Consider the following 21,417-nt stretch of genomic DNA (forward strand, 5'->3'; position numbering starts at 1 on the left):
GTCGATCGAGGGCCGATCGGCCCCGCCGGGAACAGCCGGCACGGCCGGCACGGTTGCAATCGGGGGACGGCGCCGCCCGGGTGGGGAGCACGGAGACCACAAGGTCGTCCGCCCCACCAGGACCCGGCCCCACGATCGCGGTACGCCCGCCGCGCACTCGGACCAAGACGTAGTTCTGCAGGAGGACTGTTTCCATGACTGACCGGCCCTTGACGCTCATGGCGGTACACGCTCACCCCGACGACGAGGCCACCGGAACGGGAGGGGTCCTCGCACGGTACGCGGCGGAGGGCATCCGCACCGTACTGGTGACATGTACCGACGGCGGTTGCGGTGACGGACCGGGAGGCTCGAAGCCAGGCGATCCCGGGCACGACCCGGCTGCCGTCGCCTCGATGCGCCGGAAGGAACTCGAGGCGAGCTGTGACGTGCTGAAGGTCAGCGATCTGGAGATGCTGGACTACGCCGACTCCGGGATGGTGGGCTGGCCGACCAACGACGCCCCCGGGTCCTTCTGGCAGACCCCCGTGGAGGAGGGCGCCGCCCGGCTTGCGGAGCTCATGCGGCACTACCGGCCCGATGTCGTCGTCACCTACGACGAGAACGGCTTCTACGGCCACCCCGACCACATCCAGGCCCACCGCATCACCATGGCGGCGCTGGAGATGACCGAGCTGACGCCGAAGGTGTACTGGACGACGATGCCCCGCTCGGTGATGCAGCGGTTCGGGGAGACCATGCGCGAGTTCCATGAGGACGCGCCGGAACCGGATCCTGCCGAGGAGGCCGCGATGGCCGAGATCGGTCTCCCCGACGAAGAGATCACCACCTGGGTGGACACCACCGCATTCAGCGGTCAGAAGTTCGATGCGCTGGCCGCCCACGCCAGTCAGGGCGAGAACATCTTCTTCCTCAAGATGGGCAAGGAGCGGTTCGGTGAGCTGATGGGCATGGAGACGTTCGTACGCGTCAAGGACGCCACCGGTGCGGCCGTACCCGAGAACGATCTCTTCGCCGGACTGCGCTGACCGCCCGCACGGGCCCTGGGCGCCACATTCACCTCCGGGAGCGCACCGCGAGAACCCCACTTCAGCTTGCGTCGAACGACCAGATGAGGCCGACCTCCTCGGGGGACACCGCGACAAGGCCGAAGTCCCAGGCGTACTGAGTCATCGGCCAGCAGCCGGTGACCCGTTCGTAGAAGTCGGGGTGATCGCCGCCGTGGCGGGTGTTCGTGAAGAACTGCGACCCCTCCGGAAAACGCGACAGGATCACCTGCGCGTTTTCCTCCATGCCCGGCCTGCGGTCAGCGAAGCCGTACTGCTGAGACACGTCCATGGCGTCCGTCGCCAGCATGACGAGCAGTCGTACGACGGCGGAACGCGGAATCTCGAACAGCCGGCCGCGCCACTGAGCAGTAGCCCCGGCCTCGTCCTTCGGGGGAACCCGGAACGGAAAAGCGGGGTCCTCCTCCAGTTCCTCGTCCCCTTGCTCGGGATCCCGGCCGCGCCAGCCCCGGGGGTCACCCACCTCGCGGCGCATCAGCGCGGACACGTCGGGCAGCCAGTCCTCGTGAGCGCGCGGGCCGACCGCGATGAACGAATACCGGTGGCGGTACATCTCCAGTGCCGTCGCCCATGTACGGGCATCGGGGCCTCTCTGCGGACCGCTCATCCGAACAGGTCCGGTCTCGCTGCTCATCCCAGCCCCTCGGACTTGGGCGTCGACGCCCGTGGATCGGGTCCGTCGGATGGCCGCAGCGGCACCGTCCACCAGCCGCCGAGCGGTCCTTCGTGACGGTCCGCCGGGAGAACCGGCTGACCGTCACGGCGTTGCGGGCATCCATCGGCCCGCATGACAGGGGCCACCAGGAGCGCCGGATTCGCCGCCCGGCTTCCTGTTCCCCGCAGGGCTCGCGTGACCGCTAGCGCGGGCTGCCGCTGGAGATGGACACCCACTTGCTCCAGGCCGAACACCCGGTGGGGGAAGTGCCTGCGCTCAGGTTCTGGTGACAGACCTTGAAGCGGACGTAGCCGGACTCGGCCATGTCGTAGTTGCAGGCGTGCATACCGTTCTGCGCGCCGTCGGAGTCGACACACTTGCCGGTACGGCCGTAGTCCGTCTCCCAGAGCCCGACCGCGCTCTTGCCGTCGAACGCCCAGTCGTTGACTCCGATGTAGTCACCCTCCGAAGCGAACGCCACCATGGAGCCGGCCGAGTTCTCGACCCGGCCCGGCTCGACGGACGGCCAGTCGACGGCGCCGGCGGGAGTGGCCAGGAGGATGACACCTGCAACGGCCGCCACCGACGTAGCGATCTTCTTCGCCTTCATACTGTTCCTCGCGTTTCTGCTGACGACTGTCCCGAACGCCCAACCGCTGCGCCGGGGAACGTTACCAACCACGTCCCATGACGCGTTCGAGCAGGTTCCCAACGCCCCTGGGTGACAAGCGCGTTCGTGAGGCGCCACCCCAGTGGAAGCCATTGCCTAGGGCTGGGTGAACCGCCGGAGGCCTTTGCCCGTGGCGGTCGGCCGGCTCGCCGCCGTTGTTCTCCTCGTGCCGTCGGTCTCTTTTCGACCGGGCTGAGGAGCGCCGGCGCCGCCATCGTCCTGCTCTCACCGGGATGACGCGCGTGCCCCCTCAGGTGCCCGGTGCGGGGGGCCCGCCCGCGTCTGGAGGCGCTCAGGCGCGGGTTGACATAGCGTTTCCCCTGATGGGCCGGGGCCGACAGTGGCGATACGGGACGGCGGATCAGAGGTGGAGCAGCACGAGGGCAGAGCTTCCCGCCAGGCGGATGATGGATGGTGGTCCGGCCGTCTGCATGAGCTCTGGCGTGTCGCCGAGACGGCGCAGGACGTGGCAGGGCTGTCCGATTCCCTCTACGACATGCTGCTCCGTATGCCCGGCGTACTGACCGTCGTGGGTACCCGCTGGAGCGGCGGGCTGCTGCACTACCTGCGCAGTGTCACTTGGGCGGAGCCGACGCCCTCACTCACGGAAATCGAACAGGATTACGGCGAATCCGGCGCTGCCGAAGCTCCGGACGGTGACCCGGCCGTCACGGTTCATGACGTGTCCGGTCTCGACGGCGCCATGCCGCATGTCCAGGTGCTGGCGGCAGCCGGAGCGCGGAGCGTGGCCGAGTGCGCCGTGCCGCTGGGGCAGGACGGCTGGGCGTCGTTCATGGTCGGCACCGCGGACAGGGACGCGGTCGATGCGACTCTGCGGACACGGTTGAAGCAGGTGGCCGAGGTCGCCATGGTCTCGGACCGACGGATCACGGCACGGCGCGCGGACGAGGTGCGTCAGGTGAGTGACGCCTTCCTGGCGGAGGCGTCGTTGCAGATGGATTCGAGCCTCGATGTCGAAAGCACCGTGCGGCGGGTGGCTCGCACAGCCGTTCCGGCCATCGCTGAGGGGTGCGTCGTGCATCTGCGGCTTCCCGAGGGACTGACCCCCGTGTCCTTCGCGCACATGGACGCCGGTGAGCAGCAGTGGCTCGGCGGGGTCGCGGCCGAGGACACCTGGCTGACGGATGTGCTGCAGCGGGTACTGGACGCCGGACGGGCCCTGGTGCTGAAGGGTGAGGAGCTGGAGGGGGGACCGTTCGGGCCCGCCTCGTCCGGGGCGGGCCGTGCCGTGCGTGCGATCAGCGTGAACCCCCTCAACGCCCGGGGCCGGGCCCTGGGCACCCTGACCTTCATCTACCACCGGGTGGTCGTGGCCGAGGGGGCCTCGCGGTTCCTCGCGGGTCTGGCCGACCGCGCCGCCTTGGCCATCGACAGCAGCACCCTGTACGAGCAGCGGCGCCGTCACGTGGTCTCCCTCCAGCGGCACCTTCTCCCGAGGGCGCTGCCGCGGATCCCGGGGCTGACGCTGAGTTCGGCGTACGAAGTGGGTGACGTCTCGCTCGATGTGGGCGGTGACTTCTACGACGCCGTGCCGGGGGCGCAGGGGGGTGTGACCCTCCTCATCGGTGACGTCTGCGGTCGCGGGGCGGAAGCGGCGGCCCTCACCGGGCTGGCCCGCCATACCCTGCGCACCCTTCTCGAGGACGGCCGCACTCCCGAGCACGCACTGGGACGGCTGAACGAGGCCCTGGTCAGGGAGGGCACGTCACGCTTCGTGACGGCTCTCGTAGCGGTGCTGGTACCCGACGGAGAGGGGTTCCGTGTGCGCTGTTGGAGTGCAGGGCATCCGGCACCTCTGGTGCGGCGTGAGGAGGGCACCGTGGAGGAACTCCCCGCGCACGGGGATCTGCTGGGCGTACTGGAGGAGATCGAGTACGGATCCGGATCGGTGCGCCTGGCGCCGGGCGACGCACTGGTGTTGTTCACCGACGGGGTGACCGAGGCGAGAGCGGCCGACGGGACGTTCTTCGAATCACGTCTGCAGGATGTGGTGGCGCAGAAGGGCACCGGTGAGGCCCAGGGGTTCGCCGAGCGGCTGGCAGAGGCCGCTGTGCAATTCCGGGCGACGGGCTCCGACGACATCGCCGTGCTGGTCGCGCGGGCGGAGCCCATCGGATGAGCGGGGCTGCCGGGGAGCAGAGGATCGATCACGACCTCGTCTGGGTCGTCGAGGACTCGGCGGAGGACGCCGAGGCCATCGCGCGGGCGCTCGGCCGCACGCACCCCGCTCTCGTACTGGAATTCACCGACCGGGGGACGGGATTCGTCGAGCGCCTGCTGGAAGCCGGCCGACGGCCCGGACTCGTACTCCTGGACCTCAAACTGCCTGGTCCCGGTGGGGCCGAGGTGCTGCGGTCGATCCGTTCCCGGCCGGAACTGGACGACGTGGCCGTGGTTGTCTTCACGTCGGCCACCGGCCCGGACGACGTGGACACGACTTATGCGGCGGGCGCCGACAGTTACATCTACAAGCCGGTCAACTTCGAGCTCTTCCGGGCAGTGCTGAAGGGCGCTGTCGACTACTGGCAGAAGCGGGCGAAGGGTGGGGAGGAGGGCCCTGCCGCTCAGCCTCCTTCCTGACCCAGGGTGAAGAAGAAGGTGCTCCCGCGGCCCGGTTCGCTGTCGAGCCACAGCTCGCCGCCGTGGCGCTCGACGATCCGCTTGACGATCGCCAGTCCCACGCCGGTGCCGCCCCCGCGCTCGCCCTGCCCGTGCAGTCTGCGGAACAGCTCGAAGACCTCGTCCTGCCTGTCGGGCGGGATACCGATGCCGTTGTCCCGGACCACGACGGTCTGCCGGGGAGGGCCGCCTGACGGTGGGCAAAGCGTGTCGACCAGGACCTCGACCGTGCGATCGCCCTGGTCGGCGGCGTACTTGGACGCGTTCACCAGGAGGTTGACCAGGACCTCGTAGAGCCGGTTCTCGTCGGCGTACACCTCCGGCAGGTCATGTCTGACGACCCGCACGTGGGCCTCGGCCAGACGTTCACCGGCCACGTCGAGTGCGGAGTCCAGCACCCGGTCCAGGGGGACGCGGGTGCGGTGCAGCCCGCCCCGGCCCAGCCGGGCGAAGTGCAGCAGCGAGTCGAGCAGGTCGTCCATCCGGCCGGCCAGTCGCCGCATGGTGTGCAACCGGCGGACGGTAGTGGCGTCGAGCTCCGCCGCGGCGTCCTCAAGGACGAAGGCCGCGGCGTTGGAGATGCCTCGTAGCGGTTCCTTGAGGTCATGAGCTGCCACGTGGGCGAATGAGTCAAGGTCGGAGTTGGTGATGCGCAGCTGCTCGTTCAGCGCCGCGAGTTCCGCCTCGTGCCGGAGCACGACTCCTGTGAGCGTGCGCCAGAGTTCCTGCGCGGTGGCACGGTCGGTCGGTGTCCACGGCAGGCACTGTCCGTGCACCACCGCGCGGAACACGGCACCCGAGCCGCGCGGGGTGAGCCGTTCGCCTCGCGGCCCGACCTGGACGGGTCTGGAGGGGTCGGTGGCCCATTGGCGGGCGGTCGGACGGGCCCTGCGGAACCAGGCGAGGAAGTCACCCGAGCGGCTCAGTGTCACCATCAGGACCCCTGCCGGACCGTCCTCCACCGCGTCCTCGGGGAGGTCCGGCTCCTCCGCGAGGCGGTCCGTGCTCCAGAGCGTGCCGGGTGCCGGCCCTGCCGCACGCTCCCGAAGGGCCTCCAGCAGAGCGGGTGGAACGCTCATCCCGCTGATGGTGCTGCGGCCGCCGCGGACGAGCGCCGCACCGTCCGCGTCCAGCAGTGTGCCGAGGGCGTCGTCACCTGCCAGGAGCGAGTCCTCCAGGTCGGACGTGACCCGGGAGATGATCCGGTCGAGGCGCTCGCGGGACGCGGTGTTCGCCTCGGCCTGCTGCCGTTCCTCGATGACCGCGAGCTGGAGGGAGAAGGCCACGCCGAAGAACTCACATGCCGCCCGCAGTTCCGGGGGGATGGTGACAGCGGTGTAGCCATGACAGGCGATCAGCCCCCAGAGCTCGCCCTCCCGGAGGACGCTCACCGACATCGACGACTTCACATCGATGTTCCGCAGGTACTCCAGATGGAAGCCGGACACCGTGCGCAGCACGGAGTTCGACAGGTCCAGCGGCTCGCCCGAATCGGCTCGGAGCGGAGGGTGGAGGCCCACACTGGTGTCGTCCACGTCGGCGATCACCCGGATCCAGTTGTCCCGGTAGAGCCGCCTCGCCTGGGGCGGGATGTCGCTGGCGGGGAACCAGAGCCCCAGCCAGGGCTCGCGGCCCTCGGTGACTTCCTCCGCGACCACCTCTCCCGGCCCGTTCTCTCCGTCGAAGCGGTAGGCGACCACCCGGTCGAAGCCGGTCAGCGCCCGGATCTCACGGGCGGCCGCCTGGCAGCACTCGGCCGCTGTCGTCGAGGACCGCAGACGCGTCAGAGCTCGCCGGACCCCTTGGTAGAAGTGCGCGAAGTGCGGCGCCGCGACGGCGCGCGACTCACACTCCAGAACCAGCAGGGGCCCCTGCCGGTGCGCGGTCACGTCGAACATCCTGGGAGTGCCCGCCACTTCGATGGAGACAGGGAGAACCAGGCTCGCCGCATCGTGCTGAGCACCGACCTCCAGCGCCTCGGCCCAGTGCTCGGGGGTCAGCACCCGCGTGATGGGCCCTCCGACCAGCTCCTCGGCAGCGATTCCCAGCAGGCTGCCCGTGTTCAGGGCTGCGGTGTCCACGGTGCCGGTATCGGCCTCCACCGCGAGGAGGGTCCCGTGGGACTGGATCATGCCCAGCCGGTGGATGGGCTCCCGGACACATTCGCTGAGATCGAAGCCGATGGCCGCCGCGGCCTCGGCCTCGCGCTCCGGTTCCGGCAGGGACATCTCTTCTCCCACGCACCGAGTTCTCGATCCGGTCCGGTCGGACGTCCGGATCGCCGCGATCCTTCCACGGCGCCCTGCGGCGGAGGAGCTGCTGCGGGCGCGTGTCGGCGCTCACGGTGGCGGTGGACAGCGGACTTCTCCTGCCGGAAGCCCAGGGACGGTCAGGAGGTTCAGCAGGCTGTAGGGGCCGTCGGCCGCGACGACGCGGCCGCCGTCATTCCCGCGCTCCGAATCAGCAGGTCCATGGCCCAGGCCGGAGCCTTCGCCCTGGCAGCGGTGCTGTCGCTGCTCGCCGTGGGAGCTCTGGACGGGTACAGGGCGCGGGCGAAGACGAAGGCGGGGCGGGCGGATGACCCTCAGGGGGCGCGCCGGCTGAAAGGTCAGGCCTGAAGGGGTGTCGTTGCTACGTCAGGTCCTTGCGCATCAGCGTGCACATGGTCTCGTACCGGCGCACGGATCCGTCCGGCGTCTCCACGTCCCAGGAGTCCGGCCGGGTGTCGAAGGCCACGTAACCCAGGCGTTCGTACAGCGCCCGGGCCCGTGGGTTGCCCTCCTCCACCCCGAGCTCCGCCCGCCGCAGGCCGCGTGACCTGATGCGGTCCTCCGCGGCGCGGATGAGCACGGTGCCCAGACCGCACGACTGGAGGGCCGGGAGCACCGCGAGCTGCCACAGCGTGCCGGCGCCGGCCGCGGCCCGATAGTCGACGCCGCCGATCGCCACCGGAAGACCGGCCGGGGTGCAGACCGCGAGGTAATCCACCTCCCCGGCCGCCGCGCGCTCCAACTCGTGCGCCACGTGCACCAGATGGGTCGGCGATCCCGACCAGGCACAGGCCGGCAGGTCGGCGGACGTCAGATCACGTACGAGGACAGGGAGGACGACCTCGGCCACACCGGCCGGCGAGAGACTCATGCGCCCATCCCAGCAGCCCGATGCCGCTCCGCACAGTGGATTCCGGCGCCGGCCACGAGTTCCGGACGGCGCCGGCCGCTACGAGCCGGTCGGACAAGCGGGTCGGCCTTACGCCATAGTTTCGATCACGGGTCCCGCCCTGGCCCGGCCATCAGACGGCTCTCTCTCTGCGAGGTGCACGTGTTCGATCGTCCGCAACCGGCCACAGAGTTCGAGATCCGCGCCGCCGACACGGATGACAAGGCTGAGGTCGACCGGCTCTACGAGATCTGCGTGCGCACGGCGGCGGGAGGCGAGGACGCGACAGGGATGTTCGAGGATCCCCGTCTGCCGGGGGAGATCTTCGTCGGCCCGTACCTGCGGTACGCGCCCGAGCTCGCCTGGGTCCTCGCCCAGGCGGACCAGCCTCCCTCGGGGTACGTCCTCGGCGTCGCCGATACGGTCTCGTTCGAGCGGACTCTGGAACGGGAGTGGTGGCCCGCCCTTCGGGACCGGTACGACGGGGACGCGGTCCGTGAGGGTACGGCGGATGCCCGGTCCTGGGAGTGGATCACCCATCCCCGCACCGCCCGGGCCGAATTGGCAGCCGAGTACCCGGCCCACCTTCATATCGATCTGCTGCCCGAGGCTCAGGGTGGCGGCAACGGCTCCCGCCTGATCCGTACCCTGCTCGGTACGTTGCGCGCGCAAGGTGTTCGCGGTGTCCACCTCGGAGTGGGGATGGCGAACACCCGCGCGATCGGGTTCTACCGCCACATGGGCTTCGAGCAACTCGCCGAGGAGCCCGGATCACTCACGCTGGGGATGGACCTCCGCGCCTGACCCGCCCCGTCACCTGGAACTCCCCCGCAAGCTCCCGGTCGGCGGTTCATGAGGCCTGGACGATCTCGCTTTCACCGGCGTCGGGCCAAGTCGCCACAAGATCCGACCAGTCCGGGAAGAGGAAGCCGGAGACCATCTCCTGGGTCGTCTCACCGTTGAGCCAGCACACCTGCTCGGGACCGCCGTCGCCGGTGTCGAACAGACAGCACACTCCCCCGCCGGCGGCCGTGAGATCGGTGAACACCTTCCTGACGTTGGCCGACCGTGCGAACAAACGGCTCATCCCGGACGTCGCCGCCCAGAACTCCACCGACGCGTAACCGGGGTGCAGGAAGGACTGGAACCGGATCGTCGCGTAGACGTACCCGACCTGGAGGCGCCCGTCCGCGTCGGGTTCAGGGCCGCCCGTCTTCGCGTATTCGCGCAGTGCGTCGTCGACGTCGAACATGATGGATGTGTCGAGCTCGAACGTGCTGCCCGTGGAGCAGTCGACCGGCTCGCTCTCGAAGTGGGACGTGAACGGGAGGACGAGCCGGTCACCGCCGGGCAGGGTGAGCTCCAGCGGCGGCACGCGAGAGGCCGGTGGCGCCAGCGCGGCCAGCGCGGTCAGCACCCTGGCGATGTTCCGGGGAGGCAGGTAGATGTCGTAACCGTAGGTCAGCCCCATGTGTCCCCCTCTGCCTGGCCGGACCGCAGCTTCTCATGGCCGACCCCTGGGGAGCCGCCCCATTTCGGAGAGGGGCGCCGCCCCCGGACTGCGCTCTACTGCCAGGTCGCGGTGTCGGGATCGATGCCGTGGGCACGGGCGGAGGCGTCGACGATGCGGCGGAACCATGTGGCGAGGCCGGTGCGGATGCCGTCGTAGTGGGCGGTGAATCCCGGATCGGCCTCATACATGCGTCCCAGGCAGACCTGCATCTGCCTGGTGAGGGGGAAGTACGAGGCGAAGACCTCGCGGTGCCGCTCGACGAGTTGATCCGCTTCCGGGCTCCCCGGTGTGACGCCCGCGTCCATCGCGTCTCCGAGGGCCCGGTCGAGGCCGGCCACGGCCTCGGCGACGGCTTTCCATTCCTCCGGATCGCGGGAGGCCGAGCGTTCGGCGTACTGCAGCCACTGTGTCGTGTCTCCGTAACGCCGGCGGGCTTCGGCGGGCCAGTCCGGGTCCCATGTGGGACCGAAGACCGCGGCCTGCTGCTCGGCGGTCAGCAGCAGGCCGCGTTCGTGGGCGTCGATCATCCGGTCCAGTCCGGCGCTGAGCCGCTGGAGGCGGTCGATCCGTTCGGCGACCTGGGTGCGCTGCGCGCGCAGCGCACCGGGGACATCGGCGGTCGAGTCGTCCAGGACGGCCCGAATCCTGTCCAGGCCGAGGCCGATCTCCCGGTAGACGACGATGCGGTGCAGACGTTCCAGGTCAGCGGCGGTGTAGAGCCGGTATCCGGCAGTCGTACGCAGTGACGGGCGCGCCAGACCGATCTCGTCCCAGTGGTGCAGCGCGCGGACCGTCACGCCCAGACGCGCCGAGACCTGTCCGACGGTCAGGTCGTCATCAGTGGCATCAGGCATGCTCCTCATTGTCGCCGGGGCCGGTGGCGGGTGGGGTGATCCCGACGGCTGCAAGGTTCCGCGCCTCCTCACTGTCCGGGTCGAAGGGCTTCGCCGCGGTGAAGATGATCCGTGCGTTCTCGGGGGTGGTCACCGCCACATCGCGGGTGTTCCAGGGAGTGTCCCGTGGGCCCTCGACGGAGCCCGGGCGCAACGCACGGCAGGCCTCGACGAGGGAGTCGACCTGGCTGAGCACGCAGGAGAAACTGAAGCTGACCGCCGGCGCCTGCTCCGGAACGTTCGGCGCCGGGACGAGGAGTACGTCCTGGAACGCCCACCGGCGCAGATGCACCACCTGACCGGGGATGCTGAACAGCTCGAAGAACCCGAGCCCACGGATCCAGAAGTCCATGGACGCCGCCAGATCGGTGGTGGGGATCGTCACGAACGCCGGCATCCCGTAGATGCCACGGAACGGCTCCGGCGGAACCGCCTCCGGGCCGGGAGCGGGCACGGGGCTCATCTCGAACGCGTCGTAGTAGTCGCTCATGGACCCCACGGTGAGGCCTCACGCAACGTGAGGGTCAAGCCGGACACATTATTGACCGACCGTTCTAGATGAGCTTATGGTCTCCGGTGTGGCCAGGACCAAGGAATTCGATCCGGACGCCGCGCTGCAGTCGGCCCTCGAGCTGTTCTGGCGACGCGGTTACGAAGCAACGTCGATGGCCGACCTCGTCGAGCACCTCGGCATCGGCCGCGCCAGCATCTACGCCACCTTCGGCAACAAGCACGAGCTGTACCTGAAGGCCATGGACCGGTACTCGGAGGGGCGCGATCCGTCCCTCGTCGCCGAGCTGTCCCAGCCGGGACCCGCACTGCCCGCCGTGCGGACGGTGGTACGCCGCTTCGCCTCGGAGGCCACTTCCCCCGACGGCCGGCTGAACGGCTGCCTCATCACCAACACCGCGGCCGAGCTGGCCCCGCACGACTCCGCGGCGGCGCGCCGGGTGGAGATCAGCTGGGAACATCTGGAGACCCCGCTGCACTCCGCGCTCGTGCGGGCCCAGGCGCAGGGCGAGCTGCCCGAGGATCGCGACCCTCGGGCGCTGGCCCGCATGCTCCTCGTCCTGCTGCAGGGCGTACGGATCGTCGGGAAGGCCTCCAGCGATCCCGCCCGGGTGCGGGACGCGGCCGAACAGGCACTGACCCTGCTGGACTGAATCACGCCCGCCAGGACCGTCGGATCCCTTCCCATGCCCGGATAATAGACCGATCGATCAAGTATGAGAGCGGGTCATGACTGCCGAAGGAGCCAGCCGCGCCGTCAACGTGCAGGACCGATACGCCTTCGCCCTTCTCGGCAGCATCCAGATCACACTGATCTTCACGCTCTCCGCCATCGCCGTACCGCTGCCTCACATCGGACGTGAATTCGGCCTGCAGCGGGACGACCTGATTCTGCTCAGCGCCGCCTACGGACTGACTTTCGCCGGACTGCTGCTCTTCGGCGGCCGTCTCGCCGACCGCTACGGCGGGCGGCGCACGCTCACCGCCGGCCTGGCCCTCTTCGCCGTCGCCTCCGCCGTCGCCCCGTCAGCTCCCGGCATCGGGGCACTCATCGCCGCACGCTTCGCGCAGGGCGCCGGCGCAGCCCTCGTCGCGCCCGCCGCCATGGCGGTGCTGCGCGTCGTCTTCTCCTCCCCCACCGAGTACCGCGGGGCGACGGCCACCTGGGGCGGGCTCTCCGTACTCGGCGCAACCGCCGGCAATCTGCTCTCCGGAGTCATCCTGTCGCTGCTTTCGTGGCGTTGGACCTTCGCGGTGCCCCTCATGGTCGCGGTCACCGCCCTCGTTCTCGCGCCCCGGTTACTGCCGCCCACCTCTCCGAACCGGGACAGAACTCTTGACCTTCCGGGCGCCCTGCTCGCCACCGCCGGGATCACCCTCACCAGTTACGGGCTCGTCGTCACCGACACGCGGCCCTGGTCGTCGGCCGGTGTGCTCGTGCCGTTACTCGGCGGTATCGCACTGTCTGCCGGGTTCCTGTGCGCCGAGCGCCGCGCCCGCGACCCGCTCCTGCCGACCGCCTTCCTCCTCGATCAGCGGCGAGCCCTCGCCCTCACGGCCATCGCGCTGAGCGCTTGTGCGACCGCGACGGCCTTCGTGGTCCTCTCGCTCCACCTGCAGCAGTCACGGGGCTGGTCACCGCTGCAGACCTCTGCCGCCTTCACGCCGTTCGCCATCTCGCTGATCGCCTCGGGCCGGGCGGCGGGGCCGCTCATCACCCGGTACGGAGCCCGTGCCGTGACGACCGCCGGACTCGGCACCGGCGGGGCCGGGCTCGCACTCCTCGCGTCCACCGGGCTGCAGACACACACCCCGTACGCCTATGGACTGGCGCCGGGCCTGGTCCTGTTGTCGGCCGGCGCCGCGGCCGGCTTCGGAGGAGCCGCCGTGCTCGCCGTCGAAGGCGTACCGCCTGGGCGGACCGGGCTCGCGGGCAGCGTGCTGAACAGCGCGATGGAGCTCGGCCCGACCGTCCTGTTCGCCGCGCTGCTCTCACTCGGCAGCGACGCCTGGTCCCTCGGAGCGACGGGGGCCGCCCTGGCTCTCGTCGCCCTCCTGAACCACCGCACCAAGTGATCCCTCACACAAGGAGTTACGGAATGAACCGCTTCACCGGCAAGAGCGCACTCGTCACGGGTGCCGGCTCCGGTCTCGGCCGTGCGACCGCCCTCGCCTTCGCCGCAGAGGGGGCGTCCGTGATCGTCGCGGGTCGCACCGCGGCCTCCCTGGACGAGACGGTCGGCCTCATCGAGGCGGCCGGCGGCACGGCTGCCGCCGTCACTGCCGACGTGACCGACTCCGGCATGCTCCGAAACCTCGTACGCGCGACCGTCACCCGCTTCGGCGGCCTCGACATCGCGGTCAACAACGCAGGGATACTCCGCGGCACCGTACCCGTCGGAGACGTGAGCGAGGAGGACTGGGACGCGGTGCTGCGGACCAATGTCACCGGCGTCTGGCTGGCCATGAAGCACGAGATCGCGCACATGAAGGAGAACGGCGGAGGGGTCATCGTCAACATCTCCTCCAACCTCGGCGCGCACCTGCGCATCCCGAACGCCGCCGCGTACATCACCTCGAAGGCAGCAGTCTCCGCGCTGACCCGCGCCGCCGCTCTCGACCACGTCCACCAGGGCATTCGCATCAACGCGGTCAGCCCTGGCGCATCCGCGGCGCCCATGTCCCTACGGCCCGGCGAGACCGAGGCCGACCGTGCCGAGCGGGTGAAGTCGGAGAACCCCCTCGGCCGGGTCGCGGAGGCAGAGGAGGTGGCGGCCGCGGTGCTCTACCTCGCCTCGCCCATGGCCGGCGCGACGGTCGGCACCGACCTGGTCGTCGACAGCGGGGCGTCAGCCTGAGAGTTCGCAGACGTGGACGATGCTCTGCGAGCCCGGCCTTCCCCGCTGAGCATTTCTCGGTGTACCGGTGGAGACGGTCGGGCCTCACTCACCGCACGGGGAAGCCGAAGGAGTATCCCTGCTCCTTCAGCCAGGGCAGCACCTCGCGCAGGGCTGCCACGGTCTGGGAGCGGTCCCCTCCCGCGTCGTGGAAGAGCACGGTCGGGCCGTTGGAGATCTCCCTCTTCACGGTGGCGACCATGGTGTCCGCGCCGGGAAGCTCGAAGTCCTTGGAATCGACGTTCCAGCCCAGCGGCCGCATCCCCCGGGACGCGGCGAGCTTCCTGCTGTACGGAGTGAAAGCGCCTCCCGGGGCCCGGTAGTACTGCGGTCGTACGCCTCCGGAGGCCTCGGTGATCATGCGTTCGGCATCGAGGATCTGCTGCGACTGGAACGCCTCGGACTGCGTGTCCATCGTGGTGTCGTGCGCGACCGTGTGGTCGCACAGCCGGTGCCCGGCCGCCACGACCTTCTTGACCAGGTCCGGGTACGCCTTGGCCTGCGTGCCCACCATGCAGAACGTGGCCTTCACGCCGTTGTCCTCCAGCAATTGCAGCACCTGCGGCGTCCAGACCGGGTCCGGTCCGTCGTCGATGGTGATGTTGACGCCGCGGGCGCCGCGGTCGGAGGCGTGCGCGATGTCGGCCGCCACCTTGGCGACCGGCGCCGAGACCTGCCCTTGCGGCTTCCGCGCTCCGGCGGGGTCGGCCTGCGCCGTCCACACCGAGGCGGCGGCAGCCACCACCGTCACCCCGAGCCCTGCGGTGAGGAGCCGGCCGTGCCATCCCTTTCCCTTGTGCCTTGCCATGTCCGACCGCCCCTTTGCTGCTTCCGCCGATGCCGTGGCCCCATCAAGTCACACGAACACCCTGGCCAGGCACCCCTGTTACCGATCACGGACGAACCCGCAGGGGGCCGGCGACAAACGCAGGGGTTCCGCGACAGACGAAGAGCCCGTCAGCAAGCTGACGGGCTCCCGCGAAAGACTGAGACTCAACCTGCCATCAGGTCAGGTCAGATCGTCGGCGTCTCGTCGACGACCTCCTTGTGCGGTTCGACGACGAACCTCCAGCCGTCGCTGGGCTCCAGGAACCGCACCCGGGTCGGGTAGATGTCCAGGGCGCGGCGGTCGCGGTTCTGGCTGTTCGCGCTCTTCCGCCCGCGCGCCGGCTCCTCGTACAGGTCGACCTTGACGTCCGGCACCGCGACGGTCTCCTCGCTCCAGCGCTGCACGATGCCCGCGCCGAACGCGTCCCGTGCGGCGGAGTAGAGCGATTCCAGGGAATCCTTGTTCCCGGCGGGCACGAAAAGGGCGAGATTCAGGAGGACGCCGGCACTCTGGAGAACCTCGATCTCTTCCCCCGCCTTGTCGGCAATCCAGATCCCGCTCTCCTCCGCATTATCAGGGAGAACATGAGCCTCCTCGCCGAAGATGGTCCTCACGGCGAAGGCCCCTCCCTCGAAATTCTTTCCCGGCTCCGTGAGGAAAGCCGGTGCGTAGCAGTCGAGAGGAAGGCCGTCCGTCCCTGCCGAGACGAAGATGCCGTCCTGGAGGCCCAGTTCGGAGACCTCTGCGGCCGTAAGACGTCGAGCCGTGACCTTCTCGGTATTCACGCCATTCCCCTTTTTTCGCGGCGTCCTGTAAATCCATTAGGACTATACCACGAAAGCGGCGAGCAATTTTCCCCGCGCAGGGCGTCGGGAGGATATTTTCGCATCGCAGGCAAAACGCAGGCACTGGAGATAAATGCGACGCAAGAACGATTCGAGGCTCCGCCGGAGAGCCTTTCGGAATTACCTCGGACGCCGAGTGGAATTGGAGCGGCCTCGCGAATACCTCGCGGCACAGCCGCGCGGCGGGCCGTGGCGAACGAGGCGCCCCGTTGTGCAGGGAGCCTGCCGCGCGATCCTGCGACATGCGTGACCTTACGGGCGCAAGTTCATGGCCGTAACCTCTTGCAGTGCTCGACTTACACCCGTAGTCTTACGTCCGTAAGCCCGCATGGACGGCGGGACCGGCATGGCGGGACCGGCCGGTGCACCCGTCCGCCGTCGCTCTCCAAATACCCCGCGTGGAGGGTGGCGGCGCCTCCGGTCCGGCACGCCGGTAGTCTCATCTGGCCGCTGTCGTGGGTGGGGGGATTCGCACATGGAACGAGCACGCACGGACCGTCCGCACCCGGACGGGCCGCGGCGGATCGGCCCGTACCACCTCATCGCCCGTCTCGACCCGAGCGGGCCGGGCCAACCGCCCGTCCCCGTACGCCGGTTCATCGGGCGCAGCGCGGACGGCGAGCGTACGGTACTCATCAGCGCGCCGCTCGACGGCGCCGACCCGGGGCGCTTCCTCGTCGAAGCCGACGCGGGCCGCCGGCTCCTCGGCCCCTGGGTCCTGCCCGTCGCCGAGCTCGCTGCCCCGCCCGACGCCCCCTGGTACGCCGCCCCTTACCTTCCCGTGCTCCCGCTCCCGGTGGCGCTCGCCGTGCACGGCGGACCACTGCCCGAACGCACGGTCCGGTCCCTGGGCGCGGCCCTGGCGGAGACCCTCACGGGCGCGCACGCCGTCGGCATCACGCATGCCGGTCTGTCCCCCGCCTCCGTGCTCCTCGCCTGGGACGGACCACGCCTCACCTGCTTCGGAGCGGTCCGCACCGCGGCCCCGGACGGCACGGGACGCACCGGTCTGCCCGGCCTCGAGCCAGGCAGCCTGGCCCCCGAGCAGGCGTCGGGCGGGCGACCCCGGCCGCCCGGCGACGTCTACGGGCTGGGTGCGGTGCTGGCATACGCGGCGACCGGGCACTCGGTCCCCGACACCTCGGAACTGCCGGATTCCCTGCGTTCGTTGGTCGCGCGCTGTCTGGCGCGTGACGCCGCCGCCCGCCCGGCCGCGCCCGAGGTGCTGGGCGCGCTGGCGGGAGCGTCGTCCGCCCCCGTGGCGACGGTCCTGGACCCGGCCGGCGCACTGCTGGGGCCGGGCTGGCTGCCGAGCCGGGTGGTCGCGGCCATGGCACGCCAGTCCGCGGAGGTCCTCGCCGCGGAAGTCCGTACCCCGATCTCACAGACCGCCAGGACCTGACGCGATGCTCTCCCCTCTGACCCATGACGATCCGGCCGGGCTGGCGGGCTTCCGCCTGCTCGCGCGGCTGGGCCACGGCGGTATGGGAACCGTCTACCTGGCTCGTTCGCAGGGCGGCCGCACGCTCGCTCTGAAGACCATGCACCCGTCCATCGCGGCCGACCCGGCGTCGCGCACCCGCTTCCGCCTGGAGACGGACGCGGCGCGCATCATCGGCGGCCATCACGGCGCCGTCGTCGTCGACGCCGATCCCCTGGCGCCCACCCCGTGGCTCGCCACCGAATACGTCCTCGGCCCGCCCCTGGACGACGCAGTCGCCCTCTGCGGCCCCCTGCCCGAGGCGACCGTACGCGCGCTGGGCGCCGCGCTCGCCGGGGCCCTGGGCCAGCTCCACGCCTCGGACGTGGTCCACCGCGATCTGAAGCCCTCGAACGTGATGGTCACCGCCTACGGGCCCAAGATCATCGACTTCGGCATCGCCCACGCCTCCGGCGGCGACCACCTGACCCGCCCCGGGTCCGCCGCCGGGACACCCGCCTTCATGTCCCCCGAGCAGGCGGTCGGCCAGGAACACACCCCCGCGGGTGACGTGTTCGCCCTCGCCGGAGTCCTTCTCCACGCCGCCACCGGCCACGGTCCCTTCGGCACCGGGCAGGCGGCGGACCTCCTGTACCGCGTCCGCTACGCCGAACCGGACCTCTCCGGCCTCCCCCCGGCCCTGGCCGCCGTCCTCGGCCCCTGCCTGGCCAAGGATCCGGCCGGGCGGCCCACCACCCACGACCTCGTCAGCCGGCTCCACAGCGGTGAGGGTCACTTCGCGGACCATCTGCCCGACGCCCTGCTCGCCGACATAGCCCGGCGGGCGTCGGAGGTCTGGCAGCACCGGCCGGAGCGGCTTCCCGCTCCCGCCGGTCACGCGACGGCCGAGACCGTCCCGGCCACCGCGGCACCCGGCATGAGCCGCCGCAAGCTCCTCACCATCAGCGGCAGTGCGCTGCTGGCCACGGCGGCCGCCGGCGCGGGTGTCTGGGCGGCGACGCGGGAGCGGGGCCCGGACGCGCCGAAGTCCGCGGGCGCGGGCAGCGCTCCCGTGGCCCGGTGGAAGCGGAACATCACGACGGCCGCACCCGATGAGCTGGGACGTCCGCTGGTGGTCGGCGACAAGTTGATCGTGACCACCGAGGCCGGGGTGAGCGCCGTGGAGGCGTCGACCGGGCGGCCCGCCTGGTCGGGCAACGCGGTGCTGAGCTCCTGGGACGTGGCCACGGACGGAGAGCGGCTCTTCGCGGTGGACTACTCCCTGGACCCGGGAGAAGGACTCCGTATCGCGGAGATCGACCTCGGCGACGGGTCTCTGGCAGATCCGGTCGTGGTCGAGAAGGCGTACAACGGGAAGCTGGTGGGGAATCAGCTTCTCTGCGTCGACGGTGACGTGGCCTGGCTGCTCACCGCGCGGGTGCGTGAGGAGGACACCGCCGAGTCGAGCGGTGTCGGCCCCGAACGGGGCTGGCTCATCGCCTCCTTCTCCCTCTCGACGGGCAAACGGCGCACCGAGCTGGTCCTGGACGAGACCGTGCCCGGGGAGTACCCCTGGGTGACCGGGGCCCGAGTGACCGGTTCGAGCCTGGTCCTCTTCTTCCGTACGGAAGCCGGCGGGGTCGACGCACTCGTCTGCGACACGCGTACGGGGAAGCGCGTCTGGCGGGCGCCCCTCGGTCTCACGGCCGTCGACGCCGCGCGCAGCCCCGTCTCCTTGGACACCGAGCACCTCTACACCGCGTCGGACGCGGTCCGGGCGCGGCGTGTGAAGGACGGCAAGGAGGCCTGGAGTTACAAGGGGACGAACGTGACCGCGTACGGCCCTCCCGCGGTGAAGGACGGAGTCGTCTACGCGGTGGAGGCGGTGGGAGAGCGGGGCCTCGTGGCCATCGACGCGGGCACCGGCGCACTCCTGTGGCGGGAGAAGAACCCGGTGGCTTCCGGGCACGAGCTGAGGGTGGCGCCCACGGTCGACGACCACTACGTCTACAAGCACTGCGCGGCGGGGCTGCGCGCCATCGGTCTCCGCAGCCACGAAACGGCCTGGCTCCACCCGGAGAGTCTCGACAAGTTCAGCGCCCTGATCGCGGAGGGGCTGCTCATCGGCGTCGGAGAAGGGCCCGTGGCCGCCCTTCCGCTGGAGCAGCCCTCGGACCAGGCCTCGTCGTAGGCGCCCCACCTCATCACCACGAAGGGCTCGGCTCACACCATGCAACCTCTCAGTTTCGGCGACCCGATCCGGCTGGGGCCGTACCGCATCGCCGGTGTGCTCGGCGAGGGCGGCATGGGCAAGGTGTACGTGGGTCATGACAGTTCCGGTCGCCTCGCGGCCGTCAAGGTGCTCCGTCCCGAGCTCGCGCACGACCACAACCTCGCCCAGCGGTTCCTGCGCGAGGCCCGGACCGCGCAGGCGGTGAGCAGCACCGGTGTGGCACGCGTCGTCGGGTCGCACACCGAGGGCGGGCGCCCCTGGATCGCCACCGAGTACCTCTCGGGGCCGACGCTGGAACAGGCGGTCGCGGGTCACGGGCCGCTGGACGAGGCCGGTGTACGCGCGCTGGCCGCCGCCCTGGCGTCGACCCTGCGGGAGATCCACGCGGCGGGGCTGATCCACCGCGACCTCAAGCCGGCCAATATCGTGCTCACTTCCTCGGGCCCCCGCGTCATCGACTTCGGCATCGCGCGCCCCGAGCACGGCCTCACTCTGACCACCACGGGTCAGGCGCCGGCGACCCCCGGATACGGGGCACCCGAGCAGATCCTGGGTCAGCGCGTCGGCCCGTCGGCCGACGTGTTCTCCCTCGGGGCGGTCCTGGTGTACGCGGCGAGCGGCAGGCAGGCGTACGAGGGTGCGCATGTCGCGGCGGTGCAGTACGAGGTGGTGCACGGCAGTCCCGCGCTCCACGCCGTGCCGGAAGGGCTCCGCCCCCTCATCGCGCCGTGCCTGGCCAAGGATCCCGCTCACCGTCCCCAGCCCTCGTCGGTGATCCAGCTGTCCGCGCCTCCTCGCGGCGCGGACAGGCTGTGGAAGAAGGGTGTTCTCGGCACGCAGATCAAGGAGCACGAGACCCGGACGAGCCGGCTCAGCACTCTGGCAGGCACCACGGTCGCGGATGCGAAGCCGTCACGGCGGCTCTTCCTCACCTCTCTCGCCGCCGGCGGAGCGGTGCTCGCTCTGGGCGGCGGCGCGACGGCCTGGTGGCTGAACAGAGGGCCCGGTCTGCCCGAAGCCGCGGACGCAGAGCCGGCGGAGCTGCTGGCCGCCGGTGAGTACGAGTCGGGCACGCTGCCCAAGCCCCTCTGGGGGCCGCTGAAGGCGGCCTCTCCGAGCGCGTCCGTGCTGCTGCCGGTGCGGGATGTGGTCATGACGGCCGGCTCGTCGGAAGGACTTGCGGCGCACAGGGTGACCGACGGCCGCCTGAAGTGGACGCTTCCGGAGGTGTCGCCTTCGGCGGGCCTCCTGAAGCTGACGGACGAGCAGTTCGTCGCAGTCGACGCCGACGGCGACGTCCGCTGCTACGACGCGTCCACCAGCGAGCCGCAGTGGAGTGTCCCGGCGAAGGCCGAGAAGCTGCTGGCCGCCTCGTCCGACGCGAAGCTCGTCTTCGTGCTGACGCGGGACGGGGAAATGGCGGCCGTCGACACCGAGGCGCACAGGGTCCGCTGGACGGTGGGCGCCCCCGCCGAGGCCACCGTCGACCAGGCCGCCGTGGCCGTTGCCGGATCGGGCCGGCTGGTCGTCTGCACGGCGGACGGGCACTACTTCGCCCTCGACTCCGCCAACGGCGACGAGGCCTGGCAGTTGGGCGGCCACGCCGGGACGGCGCTGACCCCCGCCGTCGAGGAGCGGTTCGTCTACGTCGGCGGCAAGTCGCTCCTGGCACTCGACCTGGAGAGCGGCGACGAGGTCTGGTCGGCGTCTTCGAACTCCCTGAGCCCCGAGCAGGACGGGTGGGGCTCCCCCGTGATATCCGGCGGCTCCCTCGTCGCCATCGACGACGGCCGCCTCTACCGGGTCGACAAGGCATCCGGTGCCGGGGACGGATACGTCGCGTGGCCGGACGGCACCCTTCCGTCCCGCACACCACCGGTCGTCCAGGGCAGCACTCTCTGGATCGTCGAGGGGGGCACCTCGTCAGGCGTATCGGCCTTCGGGAACAGCCCGGGCAGCGAATCGGACAGCGAGCTCATGTGGACCTACGAGCCGGAGTCGGAGGGCGACTGGCACATGGCCGCCGCGGACAACCGGGTGTTCCTCCTGCACGAGGGCTCGGTCGTCGCGCTCCCGGTGTTCTGAA

Annotated in this window: 20 protein-coding genes; 11 read left to right on the forward strand and 9 right to left on the reverse strand. The window is 70.5% G+C overall.

Features of this window, described 5'->3' with window-relative positions; translation table 11 throughout:
• Positions 1-194: 194 nt before the first annotated feature.
• Positions 195-1,028 (forward strand): PIG-L family deacetylase, encoded by an 834-nt coding sequence (locus OG379_RS18795; protein ID WP_405664261.1) that lies wholly within the window; start codon positions 195-197, stop codon positions 1,026-1,028.
• Positions 1,029-1,089: 61 nt separating this feature from the next.
• Here OG379_RS18795 and OG379_RS18800 read toward each other — a convergent pair whose 3' ends face one another.
• Positions 1,090-1,701, reverse strand: a complete 612-nt coding sequence (locus tag OG379_RS18800) for a hypothetical protein (protein WP_405664263.1) — start codon at positions 1,699-1,701, stop codon at positions 1,090-1,092.
• 223 nt (positions 1,702-1,924) lie between these two features.
• Positions 1,925-2,332: a hypothetical protein gene (locus OG379_RS18805; RefSeq protein WP_393756212.1), complete on the reverse strand. Its 408-nt coding sequence runs from the start codon at positions 2,330-2,332 to the stop codon at positions 1,925-1,927.
• A gap of 427 nt (positions 2,333-2,759) precedes the next feature.
• Here OG379_RS18805 and OG379_RS18810 point away from each other — a divergent pair, with 427 nt between their 5' ends.
• A complete protein-coding gene (locus OG379_RS18810) occupies positions 2,760-4,532 on the forward strand; it encodes a PP2C family protein-serine/threonine phosphatase (RefSeq protein ID WP_405664265.1) in 1,773 nt (590 codons plus the stop codon).
• Positions 4,529-4,993 (forward strand): response regulator, encoded by a 465-nt coding sequence (locus OG379_RS18815; protein ID WP_405664267.1) that lies wholly within the window; start codon positions 4,529-4,531, stop codon positions 4,991-4,993. The genes OG379_RS18810 and OG379_RS18815 overlap by 4 nt, the downstream gene beginning before the upstream one ends.
• Here OG379_RS18815 and OG379_RS18820 read toward each other — a convergent pair.
• Entirely contained in the window at positions 4,978-7,260 is a 2,283-nt protein-coding gene (locus OG379_RS18820) for an ATP-binding protein (protein ID WP_405664269.1), read from the reverse strand. The two genes, OG379_RS18815 and OG379_RS18820, sit on opposite strands and share 16 nt — an antisense overlap.
• A 243-nt stretch (positions 7,261-7,503) precedes the next feature.
• Here OG379_RS18820 and OG379_RS18825 point away from each other — a divergent pair, with 243 nt between their 5' ends.
• Complete coding sequence (locus tag OG379_RS18825) at positions 7,504-7,650, forward strand: hypothetical protein (RefSeq protein ID WP_405664271.1); 147 nt, start codon at positions 7,504-7,506, stop codon at positions 7,648-7,650.
• 13 nt (positions 7,651-7,663) lie between these two features.
• Here the strand turns inward: OG379_RS18825 and OG379_RS18830 are convergent, their stop codons facing one another.
• Positions 7,664-8,173 (reverse strand): GNAT family N-acetyltransferase, encoded by a 510-nt coding sequence (locus tag OG379_RS18830; RefSeq protein ID WP_405664272.1) that lies wholly within the window; start codon positions 8,171-8,173, stop codon positions 7,664-7,666.
• A 180-nt stretch (positions 8,174-8,353) separates the two neighbouring features.
• Here OG379_RS18830 and OG379_RS18835 point away from each other — a divergent pair, with 180 nt between their 5' ends.
• Positions 8,354-8,995, forward strand: a complete 642-nt coding sequence (locus OG379_RS18835) for a GNAT family N-acetyltransferase (RefSeq protein ID WP_405664274.1) — start codon at positions 8,354-8,356, stop codon at positions 8,993-8,995.
• A 46-nt stretch (positions 8,996-9,041) separates the two neighbouring features.
• Here OG379_RS18835 and OG379_RS18840 read toward each other — a convergent pair whose 3' ends face one another.
• From OG379_RS18840 to OG379_RS18850, 3 genes are all read right to left on the reverse strand, one after another.
• The gene (locus OG379_RS18840; RefSeq protein ID WP_405664276.1) at positions 9,042-9,662 is read right to left on the reverse strand and encodes a hypothetical protein; all 621 of its coding nucleotides are present in this window, start codon (positions 9,660-9,662) and stop codon (positions 9,042-9,044) included.
• A 95-nt stretch (positions 9,663-9,757) separates the two neighbouring features.
• Positions 9,758-10,558, reverse strand: coding sequence for a MerR family transcriptional regulator (locus OG379_RS18845; RefSeq protein ID WP_405664278.1), 801 nt, complete (start codon positions 10,556-10,558; stop codon positions 9,758-9,760).
• Positions 10,551-11,087 carry a VOC family protein gene (locus OG379_RS18850; protein ID WP_405664280.1) on the reverse strand — a complete coding sequence of 179 codons (537 nt, stop codon included), beginning with the start codon at positions 11,085-11,087 and terminating at the stop codon, positions 10,551-10,553. Before OG379_RS18850 ends, OG379_RS18845 begins: the two co-directional genes overlap by 8 nt.
• Positions 11,088-11,175: 88 nt before the next feature.
• Here OG379_RS18850 and OG379_RS18855 point away from each other — a divergent pair, with 88 nt between their 5' ends.
• From OG379_RS18855 to OG379_RS18865, 3 genes are all read left to right on the forward strand, one after another.
• Positions 11,176-11,760: a TetR/AcrR family transcriptional regulator gene (locus tag OG379_RS18855; RefSeq protein WP_405664282.1), complete on the forward strand. Its 585-nt coding sequence runs from the start codon at positions 11,176-11,178 to the stop codon at positions 11,758-11,760.
• Positions 11,761-11,836: 76 nt separating this feature from the next.
• Positions 11,837-13,183, forward strand: coding sequence for an MFS transporter (locus OG379_RS18860; protein ID WP_405664284.1), 1,347 nt, complete (start codon positions 11,837-11,839; stop codon positions 13,181-13,183).
• 23 nt (positions 13,184-13,206) lie between these two features.
• Entirely contained in the window at positions 13,207-13,965 is a 759-nt protein-coding gene (locus OG379_RS18865; protein ID WP_405664286.1) for an SDR family NAD(P)-dependent oxidoreductase, read from the forward strand.
• A gap of 88 nt (positions 13,966-14,053) precedes the next feature.
• On the opposite strand, the gene OG379_RS18870 is transcribed toward OG379_RS18865, so the two are convergent.
• Entirely contained in the window at positions 14,054-14,812 is a 759-nt protein-coding gene (locus OG379_RS18870; protein WP_405664288.1) for a polysaccharide deacetylase family protein, read from the reverse strand.
• Positions 14,813-15,018: 206 nt separating this feature from the next.
• Positions 15,019-15,618: a hypothetical protein gene (locus OG379_RS18875; protein ID WP_405664290.1), complete on the reverse strand. Its 600-nt coding sequence runs from the start codon at positions 15,616-15,618 to the stop codon at positions 15,019-15,021.
• Between the two features lie 535 nt (positions 15,619-16,153).
• Between OG379_RS18875 and OG379_RS18880 the strand changes: the two genes are divergently transcribed.
• From OG379_RS18880 to OG379_RS18890, 3 genes are read left to right on the forward strand one after another with little or no spacing between them, the layout of a single operon-like run.
• Positions 16,154-17,080: a serine/threonine protein kinase gene (locus OG379_RS18880; protein ID WP_405664292.1), complete on the forward strand. Its 927-nt coding sequence runs from the start codon at positions 16,154-16,156 to the stop codon at positions 17,078-17,080.
• A 4-nt stretch (positions 17,081-17,084) separates the two neighbouring features.
• Positions 17,085-19,289, forward strand: coding sequence for a protein kinase domain-containing protein (locus OG379_RS18885; RefSeq protein WP_405664294.1), 2,205 nt, complete (start codon positions 17,085-17,087; stop codon positions 19,287-19,289).
• 39 nt (positions 19,290-19,328) lie between these two features.
• Positions 19,329-21,416 (forward strand): serine/threonine-protein kinase, encoded by a 2,088-nt coding sequence (locus OG379_RS18890; RefSeq protein WP_405664296.1) that lies wholly within the window; start codon positions 19,329-19,331, stop codon positions 21,414-21,416.
• The last annotated feature ends 1 nt before the right edge of the window (position 21,417 follow it).

The organism is Streptomyces sp. NBC_01166 (genome assembly GCF_045039765.1).
Classification (GTDB): Bacteria; Actinomycetota; Actinomycetes; order Streptomycetales; family Streptomycetaceae; genus Streptomyces.

What these genes read in the sequence shown, in the direction of transcription:
- OG379_RS18885 (WP_405664294.1), top strand. Translation starts at nt 17,085, where the DNA reads ATGCTCTCCCCTCTGACCCATGACGATCCGGCCGGGCTGGCGGGCTTC.
- OG379_RS18860 (WP_405664284.1), top strand. Translation starts at nt 11,837, where the DNA reads ATGACTGCCGAAGGAGCCAGCCGCGCCGTCAACGTGCAGGACCGATAC.
- OG379_RS18850 (WP_405664280.1), bottom strand. Translation starts at nt 11,087, where the DNA reads ATGAGCGACTACTACGACGCGTTCGAGATGAGCCCCGTGCCCGCTCCC.
- OG379_RS18840 (WP_405664276.1), bottom strand. Translation starts at nt 9,662, where the DNA reads ATGGGGCTGACCTACGGTTACGACATCTACCTGCCTCCCCGGAACATC.
- OG379_RS18795 (WP_405664261.1), top strand. Translation starts at nt 195, where the DNA reads ATGACTGACCGGCCCTTGACGCTCATGGCGGTACACGCTCACCCCGAC.
- OG379_RS18870 (WP_405664288.1), bottom strand. Translation starts at nt 14,812, where the DNA reads ATGGCAAGGCACAAGGGAAAGGGATGGCACGGCCGGCTCCTCACCGCA.
- OG379_RS18805 (WP_393756212.1), bottom strand. Translation starts at nt 2,332, where the DNA reads ATGAAGGCGAAGAAGATCGCTACGTCGGTGGCGGCCGTTGCAGGTGTC.
- OG379_RS18890 (WP_405664296.1), top strand. Translation starts at nt 19,329, where the DNA reads ATGCAACCTCTCAGTTTCGGCGACCCGATCCGGCTGGGGCCGTACCGC.
- OG379_RS18825 (WP_405664271.1), top strand. Translation starts at nt 7,504, where the DNA reads ATGGCCCAGGCCGGAGCCTTCGCCCTGGCAGCGGTGCTGTCGCTGCTC.
- OG379_RS18845 (WP_405664278.1), bottom strand. Translation starts at nt 10,558, where the DNA reads ATGCCTGATGCCACTGATGACGACCTGACCGTCGGACAGGTCTCGGCG.
- OG379_RS18800 (WP_405664263.1), bottom strand. Translation starts at nt 1,701, where the DNA reads ATGAGCAGCGAGACCGGACCTGTTCGGATGAGCGGTCCGCAGAGAGGC.
- OG379_RS18815 (WP_405664267.1), top strand. Translation starts at nt 4,529, where the DNA reads ATGAGCGGGGCTGCCGGGGAGCAGAGGATCGATCACGACCTCGTCTGG.
- OG379_RS18820 (WP_405664269.1), bottom strand. Translation starts at nt 7,260, where the DNA reads ATGTCCCTGCCGGAACCGGAGCGCGAGGCCGAGGCCGCGGCGGCCATC.
- OG379_RS18830 (WP_405664272.1), bottom strand. Translation starts at nt 8,173, where the DNA reads ATGAGTCTCTCGCCGGCCGGTGTGGCCGAGGTCGTCCTCCCTGTCCTC.
- OG379_RS18880 (WP_405664292.1), top strand. Translation starts at nt 16,154, where the DNA reads ATGGAACGAGCACGCACGGACCGTCCGCACCCGGACGGGCCGCGGCGG.
- OG379_RS18865 (WP_405664286.1), top strand. Translation starts at nt 13,207, where the DNA reads ATGAACCGCTTCACCGGCAAGAGCGCACTCGTCACGGGTGCCGGCTCC.